The sequence below is a fragment of the Nocardiopsis sp. TNDT3 genome, from assembly GCF_003427465.1.
Classification (GTDB): Bacteria; Actinomycetota; Actinomycetes; order Streptosporangiales; family Streptosporangiaceae; genus Nocardiopsis; species Nocardiopsis dassonvillei.
In genome coordinates, this window is sequence record NZ_QPFC01000671.1 from 1 (window position 1) to 5,663 (window position 5,663).

Consider the following 5,663-nt stretch of genomic DNA (forward strand, 5'->3'; position numbering starts at 1 on the left):
GGCCCGTGAGGCGTGCGCCTCACGGGCCCCCGCCTTTGGCGGCCGCGCCCCTAGCCCTCGCGCCAGGGACGCGCCTTCGCGGAGGGCCGCGCCCGCCGGTAGCCCCCGGCGGCGGACGGCGCGTCGGCTCCGGGCGCCCCGGTCCCCGGAGAACCGGGCGGCGGGGAGAACGACCAGCTGCGGATCACGGCGAACACCAGCGCGAGCATCACCCCGAAGAGGTACGCGTTGTGCATGATGTGGTTCGTGAGCACGATGTCGCCGCCGGGCATGTAGCCGATCATCCCGATCAGCGCGGCCAGGTAGCCGAGCGCGAAGGCCGCCGCCCCCGAGGTGCGGCGGCTGCCCCACGCGCACAGGCGGCACGCGGCGTACAGCAGCACCAGGAAGGCCAGCAGTCCGACCGCGCTCACGGCCTGGACCGTCGCTCCCCCGCCCCAGTAGCGGGTCAGCCAGCCCGCGCCGGTGGTGCCGAGCATGCTCGCCGCGGCGCCGAGCAGCAGCAGGACCACGAGGGTCGTCCCGGTCAGCACCGGCGACAGGAACCCGGCGGAGGACTCGCCCTCGGCGGGCACTGCGGTCTCAGGTGTGGTGGTCACAGCGACGAGGGTAGACGCTCGCTCCCACCGGTCGCGGTCACAGCCCCGCGAACAGGTCGGTCTCGTACTCCCCGTGCTGGATGCGCGGCGTCGGCCCCACCAGCAGGGTGAAGTACTCCACGGCGTCGATCTCCTGGGCGATGTCGTTGGACAGGGCGAAGCGCTCGCCCTCCACCGTGATCTGCGTGGCGTGGGCGCGCATCGCGAGCGCCTTGGCCGCCCAGTGGTCGGTGGCGTCCACGCGGGTGGTCACCGCCGTCTCGGGGGTGCCCCGGGCGATGTCGGACACCCGGGCGGGCGGGGTGAAGGAGCCGGACTCCTCACGCAGCCGCGCGATGGACTCCTCGATGCGCGAGACCGGCTGGGCGATCGCGTAGAGCTTGCGTACCTGCCAGGGCGTGCCGGGCATGGCCCGCTCCCCCGCCCGGAGGAAGGCCCGACGCGCGACCCTGTGCGCCTGGATGTGGTCGGGGTGCCCGTAGCCGCCGTGCTCGTCGTAGCTGACCAGCACGTGCGGGCGGACCTCGCGGATGACCTGCGCCAGGAGCGTGGCGGCCTCCTCCACGTCCGCGCCCCAGAACGCCCGGGGGTGCTCGTTGGTCGGCGCGCCCATCATCCCCGAGTCCCGGTAGCGGCCGGGGCCGCCCAGGAAACGGTGGTCGCGCACGCCGAGCGCCAGACAGGCCTTGTCCAGCTCGCCGATCCGGTGCTCGCCGAGGGTGCCCTCGCGGTCGGAGGTCAGGTGCGCGAGGTCGTCGGGGATGACCTCGCCCTCCTCCCCCAGCGTGCAGGTCACCAGGGTCACACCGGCTCCCTCGGCCGCGTACTTGGCCAGGGTGGCTCCGGTGACGATGCTCTCGTCGTCGGGGTGCGCGTGCACCATCATCAGTCGCCTGTCAGTCACGTAGCGAACGATACCGGTCGCATCCGCCCGCCACCTCCCGCGTCGCACGCCTCACGGGGGCGTCGGGCCGCCGTCCGGCTCCCCGTGCGGGTGCGGCATGGGACACAATCGGCCTATGAGCTTTCCTCGCCAACAGGCCCGCACGCAGCGCTTCTCGATCGGTGTCCCCCGCGCGTTCCAGATCTCACCGGACGGACGGCGCGTCGCCTTCCTCCGGGGGCGCGACGGGGTGGACAAGGCCACCTGCCTGTGGGTGCACGACACGGAAGGGGCGGGAACGGACACGGTGGTCGCCGACCCCCGCTCCCTGGGCGCCGACGACGAGAACCTTCCGCCCGAGGAGCGGGCCCGCCGCGAGCGGCTGCGCGAGAGCGGCGGCGGGATCGTGTCGTACTCGGTGGACGAGGCGTTCACCCGCGCGGTGTTCACCCTGTCCGGACGGCTGTTCTACGTGGACCTGGTCGGCGACGACACCGCTCCGCGCGAACTGCCCGCCGCCACCCCCGTCGTGGACCCGCGCATCAGCCCGGCGGGTGACCGGGTCGCCTACGTCAGCGGCGGCGCGGTGCGCGTCCTGGACATCGCCGCCGCCGAACCGGACCACGGCGACCGCCCGGTGGTCGAACCGGACGGCCCCGACGTCACGTGGGGCCTGGCCGAGCTGGTGGCCGCCGAGGAGATGGGGCGCTACCGGGGCTTCTGGTGGGCTCCGGACGGCTCCGCGCTCGCCGTCGCGCGCGTGGACGAGTCCGGGGTGAACACCTGGTACGTCTCCGACCCCGGCAACCCCGCCCAGGAGCCGACGGCCCTGCGCTACCCGCCCGCGGGCGGCGCCAACGCCGACGTGCGCCTGGCCGTGTTCCGGGTCGGCCCGCGCGGGGACGGGCGGCCCGAACCGGTCTGGGTCGAGTGGGACCGCGAGGCCCTGCCCTATCTGGCCACGGTCGGGTGGACGACCGGGCCGGACGGCACACCGACCGTGGTGTTCACCGCGCAGAGCCGCGACCAGCGCACGCTGACCCTGTTCAGCGCCGATCCCGCGACCGGCCTGGTGGTGGAGTCGCGCACCGAGTCCGACGGCGTGTGGGTCGAGCTGATGCCGGGCGTGCCCGCCTTCACCGGTGCGGGCGACCTGGTGTGGATCGGCCGCGAGGCCGGGGGCGAGCGCCGGGTCTACGTCGGCGACGCCCCGGTCAGCCCCCCGGACGTGTACGTGCGCGGCGTGGTGGACGTGGACGGCGACCGGCTCCTGTACTCGGGGTCGCCCGCCGGGAGCCCCGGGGACGTGTCGCTGTGGCTGGTCGAGCTGGGCACGGGCCTGGCCGCGCCGGTGGAGGTGCCCGGGCACGGGTGCAGCAGGTCCGCGGACTCGGGCGCGCACAGCGGTCTGCGCTCGGGGCGGCTGCGCGGTGACACGCTGGTGGTGCAGCACCGGTCGATGGACTTCCCGGGCGCGCACACGGTGGTGCTGCGCGGCGCCGGTACCGAGACGCGCCGGTCCTGCTCGGAGATCGAGAGCCTGGCCGAGGCCCCGGACCTGCCGGAGCCGCGCGTGGAGTTCTGGCGCGCCGGTGAGCGCCGTATCCCGAGCGCCCTGGTGCTGCCGTCCTGGTACCGGGAGGGGCTGCGTCCGCTGCCGGTGCTGATGGCGCCCTACGGCGGCCCGCACGCCCAGCGGGTGCTCAACGCGCGCGGGGCGTACCTGACCGCCCAGTGGTACGCCGAACAGGGGTTCGCGGTGCTGATCGCGGACGGCCGGGGCACCCCGGGCCTCGGGGTGGAGTGGGAGCAGAGCGTCCACCTCGACCTGGCCGCGCCGGTCCTGGAGGACCAGGTGGCGGCGCTGGAGGACGCGGCGGAGCGGTTCGACTTCCTGGACGTGTCGCGGGTGGGCATCCACGGCTGGTCGTTCGGCGGCTACCTGGCGGCGCTGGCGGTGCTGCGCCGCCCGGACGTGTTCCACGCGGCGGTGGCGGGCGCGCCGGTCATCGACTGGGAGCTGTACGACACCCACTACACCGAGCGCTACCTGGGCACCCCCGGGGACGAGCCGGAGGCCTACGGGCGCAGCTCGCTCCTGGCGGAGGCGGCCAAGCTGGAGCGCCCGCTGATGATGATCCACGGACTGGCGGACGACAACGTGGCCTTCGCGCACACGCAGCGGATGTCGTCGGCGCTGATGGCGGCGGGGCGCCCGCACACGGTGCTGCCGCTGTCGGGGGTGACGCACTCGCCCTCGGACCCGACGGTCGCGGAGAACCTGATGCTGCTCCAGGTGGAGTTCCTCAAGGAGAACCTGCGCGGCGAGGGGTAGCGCCCGTCCCGCCCCGGTGCCGCGCGCGAGGGCACGGCACCGGGGCGGGTTCGGCGGTGCTGCCGCCCCCGGAACCCCTCCCGGGGTCCTCACGGGCGCCCGCGTGCGGGGCGGCGCTCAGCCGGTCCCGGTCTGCGGGGCCGCCTCCTCGCGGCTGGCGGCGATCTCCGACTCCTCGGGGACCTCGACCTCCACGGGTCCGTTGAACTGGAGGAAGCCGACGGTCGTGGAGTACCCGGTCATGAAGGCGCCGTTGATGCCCTCCTCCTCCGCGGACTCGTAGGTCTGGAAGTGCTGCGGGTAGCCGTCCTCGCCGATCCACAGGTCGAAGGTGAGCTCCGCCTCCTGCTGGCCCGGGGCCAGGGCCGCCTCCCCGACGTAGGTTCCGGTGTAGTGGTGCCCCGTGCGCCCGGCCAGGTCCATGCCCTCGGTCATGTCCTGGGGGTAGTCGGTGACGGGGGGCGCCGACTCCCCCTGGTAGCTGACCCGGCTCCCCTCGCCGAGGACGGCCCGGAGGGACTCCACGGTGGTCGTCCAGCCCGCCCGGGGCCCCTCCTCCAGTTCCTCCGGCGCGGGGCGGTAGTACGCGCCCTCGACCACCCCGACCAGGTTGGAGTCCGTGCGGGCCAGGACGTCGTCGGGCCCCTCGCCGATCTCCAGGGTGACGTAGGTGGCCGGTCCCGCGTAGAGGCTCTGGAAGTACCTGGGTTCGGGGTCCTCGGTGTAGGAGTAGCTGGTCGTGCCCCCCGTGCCCATCTCGGCGTCCCTCGTCGCGGAGTAGGCCGTGAAGCTCGACGCGCCCAGGGCCAGCTCGACGGCCTCGCCCACCACCGCCTCCACGTTCTCGGGGTCGGCCAGCACGGCGGGTTCCCCGGTGTCCGCCGCGCCCCCGCCGGTGCCCGTGTCGTCTCCGGTCTCGGTTCCCCCGTCGGCGGCTCCCCCGCCCGCGGTCTCCTGGCCGTCCTCGGGGCGCACGACCAGCCAGGTCGCGACCAGCGCGGCGGCCAGGACGGCCGCGGTGGCCGCGAGCAGCGGCGTCCGGCCGGACCGGCGGACCCGGCCGGACCGGCGCACCCGGCGGGGCGTGGGAGCCTCCACGCCCCGCCACTCGGTGGCGAGCAGGCCGGGGACGACCTCGGTGACCGGGTCGCCCTGGAGCGGCTGGACCCGGGTGGCGTTCCAGCCGGAGGTGAGCTCGGTGACCACCTCGGCCGCCGTGGGCCTGCGCCCGGGGTCCTTGTCGAACGCCCGCCGCACCGGGTCCAGGAGTTCGGGCGGCACCCCGTCCAGATCCGGCTCGCCGTTGCGGACCCGGTGGGAGACCACCTCGGCGGACTCCCGGCCGAAGGGGTCGCGGCCGGTGGCGGCGAAGGCGACCAGGCCCGCCCAGGCGAACATGTCGGAGCGGTCGCTGGCGGCCCGCCCCTCGTACTGCTCCGGCGCCACCCACCCCGGGGTGCCGAACAGGCCGCCGGTGCGGGTGAGCGCGGTGCCCTCCACCGCGCGGGCGATCCCGAAGTCGAGCACCTTCGGGCCGCTCGGGGCCAGGATGACGTTGCCGGGCTTGAGGTCGCGGTGCACCACGTCCGCCGCGTGGATCGCGGTGAGCGCCTCGGCGAGGCCGACGGCCAGGGCCAGCAGGACGCCCCCGGAGAGCGGCCCGTGCCGCCGCACGTGCTGGCGCAGGGTCAGCCCGGGCACGTACTCGGTGGCCAGCCACGGCGTGTCGGCCCGCGTGTCGGCGTCCAGGAACGCGGGCGCGCAGGCGGCGCGCACCCGCCTGACCATCTCCACCTCGCGGGCGAACCGGGCCCTGAACTCGGGGTCGGCGGCGAAGTGGGCGTGG

General features: G+C 75.1%; 4 protein-coding genes. 1 reads left to right on the plus strand and 3 read right to left on the minus strand.

What is annotated here, in order from left to right; genetic code table 11:
• Positions 1-50 precede the first annotated feature (50 nt).
• Together DQW06_RS16835 and mshB are read right to left on the minus strand one after the other, a co-directional pair.
• Positions 51-599 (minus strand): hypothetical protein, encoded by a 549-nt coding sequence (locus DQW06_RS16835; RefSeq protein WP_232238525.1) that lies wholly within the window; start codon positions 597-599, stop codon positions 51-53.
• Positions 600-636: 37 nt separating this feature from the next.
• Positions 637-1,503 (minus strand): N-acetyl-1-D-myo-inositol-2-amino-2-deoxy-alpha-D-glucopyranoside deacetylase, encoded by an 867-nt coding sequence (gene mshB / locus DQW06_RS16840; RefSeq protein ID WP_197724895.1) that lies wholly within the window; start codon positions 1,501-1,503, stop codon positions 637-639.
• Between the two features lie 115 nt (positions 1,504-1,618).
• On the opposite strand from mshB, the gene DQW06_RS16845 reads away from it, so the two are divergent.
• Positions 1,619-3,817, plus strand: a complete 2,199-nt coding sequence (locus DQW06_RS16845) for a S9 family peptidase (protein WP_013154913.1) — start codon at positions 1,619-1,621, stop codon at positions 3,815-3,817.
• A 117-nt stretch (positions 3,818-3,934) separates the two neighbouring features.
• On the opposite strand, the gene DQW06_RS16850 is transcribed toward DQW06_RS16845, so the two are convergent.
• Positions 3,935-5,663: serine/threonine-protein kinase (locus DQW06_RS16850; protein ID WP_157983464.1), on the minus strand; the 1,729-nt coding region annotated here is incomplete at its 5' end.